The organism is Mesorhizobium sp. M7D.F.Ca.US.004.03.1.1 (genome assembly GCF_003998635.1).
Lineage (GTDB): Bacteria > Pseudomonadota > Alphaproteobacteria > Rhizobiales > Rhizobiaceae > Mesorhizobium > Mesorhizobium loti.
The window spans coordinates 1-1,858 of sequence record NZ_RZQG01001072.1 but is presented as its reverse complement, the minus strand read 5'-3'; the positions used below and the strand labels follow the sequence as shown (position 1 = coordinate 1,858).

General features: G+C 60.3%; 3 protein-coding genes and 1 pseudogene. All 4 read right to left on the bottom strand.

The window, feature by feature from the left end:
- Positions 1–93: 93 nt before the first annotated feature.
- Entirely contained in the window at positions 94–531 is a 438-nt protein-coding gene (locus tag EN935_RS33990) for a DUF1629 domain-containing protein (protein WP_245468907.1), read from the bottom strand.
- Positions 528–749 carry a hypothetical protein gene (locus EN935_RS42445; protein WP_245468909.1) on the bottom strand — a complete coding sequence of 74 codons (222 nt, stop codon included), beginning with the start codon at positions 747–749 and terminating at the stop codon, positions 528–530. The genes EN935_RS33990 and EN935_RS42445 overlap by 4 nt, the downstream gene beginning before the upstream one ends.
- Positions 750–804: 55 nt before the next feature.
- Positions 805–1,467 (bottom strand): glutathione S-transferase family protein, encoded by a 663-nt coding sequence (locus EN935_RS33985; protein WP_127264545.1) that lies wholly within the window; start codon positions 1,465–1,467, stop codon positions 805–807.
- A 40-nt stretch (positions 1,468–1,507) separates the two neighbouring features.
- Positions 1,508–1,858, bottom strand: a pseudogene (locus EN935_RS33980) (aldose 1-epimerase family protein); the annotation flags it as partial.

The window sequence follows — 1,858 nt, the reverse complement described above, 5'->3', positions numbered from 1 at the left end:
GTGCACGGCGAACGCCACGGCTATTCGAGCCCGATGCGCGGGCGAGCGAGATGCCGCATGTCGGCGGCATCGTGCCGTCCGGCAGGTTTGACATCACAGCCCTGCTCTTCGCCGTAGACCGGCCCAAAAGCGCTTGAGCGAGCTTGTGGTTGAAATGCCCTTTTCCACACCTGGGTATTCGATCTTGTCTTGTCCGACCGGTTCGTCGCTCCAGACCATGTTGAAAGCAATGCCTTTGAGCCCCAATCCCCCGATCCGGCGCACGATCGTCTCCTGCAGATAGATATCGTATATTCGCACGCCACCGGCACGCTCTGGCAGCGTGAATATCTCGGCGCCGCCAATTGCGCCCGGTCGAAGGACGAGGCCTTCGATCGCCATTATGCCGCCATCGTCAAAGCGAACGATCTTTGAGCGTTCTTCGTCAAGCGCATCGACCACGGTGGTGACATTGAAGAGCGATATGGCCTCGTCAGAACGAAGCGGCAGGAATTCACCGTACGGTTCGAGGATTGACCGCAGCAACGTCAACGCCTCGCCCGCACGATGAGCACATGCTCACCAAGCCATGGAAAATCTGAATAGTGGCGGAGCGTTCCGTCGTCATGCTCGCGCAGGAATTTCATCCGGGGCGGATGCCATCGTGTCTGCTTCTGGCCACCGAGCGCCGAGAACAGCTCGTAGTCGTCCGCCTGACGGGGAAGGACCCATTCCTGTCCCTCCAGCACGCTCAGAACATAGATTTTCATCCGATCTCCCGCACGTCATTGCCCTAGGCCTCCTGCGCGGTGCTTCGCGCGCCCCTCACCGCTGGTCCGCAACTGCCGTTCGCGGCACCGGCGGCAATTCGGGGGCATCCAGTCCCCTGAAAGGGTCGCGCCAGGCATCGATCTCTTCAAGCCGACGATACCAGCAGCTGACAGAGGAATAGTCGTCGAGCGGCAGTCTGGCGGCATCGTTGAACGGGAGAAATGTCGCCATTCGGAAGTCGGCATAGGAAACCGAATTTCCGACCAGCCATTGCCGCTCGAAAAGCACGGCGTCGAGTATTGCGGCGGCCGTGCGGAAATGTCTTAGCCCCTCCTCCACGCGCTCCTGATCGATCGGGCCTATGCCGTAACGCTGTTTGGTGCCACGTTCGAAATGCACCGTGTCGCAAGCGAATGCGAAGTGCTCCTTGCCCCAACTAATCCATCGGATCATCTCGGGTTCGTCATCGCCGGTGCGCCAGAAATCTGAATGCGCACTGCGCGAGAGCCGGCAGGCTATGGCGTCCGCCTCCCAGAGACTTTTTCCTCCGTCTTCCACAAGGATGGGCAGTGAGAGATTGGGATTTAACGGGCGATATTTCTCCGCTTGCCCCGGAGCGAATGGCGAGGCGAATTCAAAGTCGACTTTCGCGTCGAGATAGCGTGCCACCGCGACCGCGAGCCGAGGATTGGGATTGCGGCTGAAATACAGCTTCATCGGGCACTGCCGGTGTGGCGGGATCTGCTGATCAGGGGCGTCATAGCAGCCGTATCTGATAGCTCAGCACGCGCTTCGCACCGGGCGCGATCAGCATCAGGCTTGGCTTGTCGACAAAATCGCCGTCGAAGTCAACTGGTCTTGCAATGCCGTGCCAGGGTTCGATGCACAGGAACGGCGCGCCACCCGGCTTTGACCAGATGCCCAATTCCTGAACTCCTTGCCACGACATCTCGATCGCCGGACCATGCTCGGCGGCGTAGCGCACACTGGTGCTGGCAGGCCGATCCAGAATGACCGCGTCCTCGTCAAACAGCCGTTCGGAGAGCTTGAGGACGTTGCCTTCGACTGGCGTTGGCTGCGGCGTCGGCAACAGCAGGCCGTCCTTCAG

Bases quoted from the DNA above. Each gene is read 5' to 3' on its own strand.
- EN935_RS42445 (WP_245468909.1), bottom strand. From the start codon at position 749: ATGAAAATCTATGTTCTGAGCGTGCTGGAGGGACAGGAATGGGTCCTT.
- EN935_RS33985 (WP_127264545.1), bottom strand. From the start codon at position 1,467: ATGAAGCTGTATTTCAGCCGCAATCCCAATCCTCGGCTCGCGGTCGCG.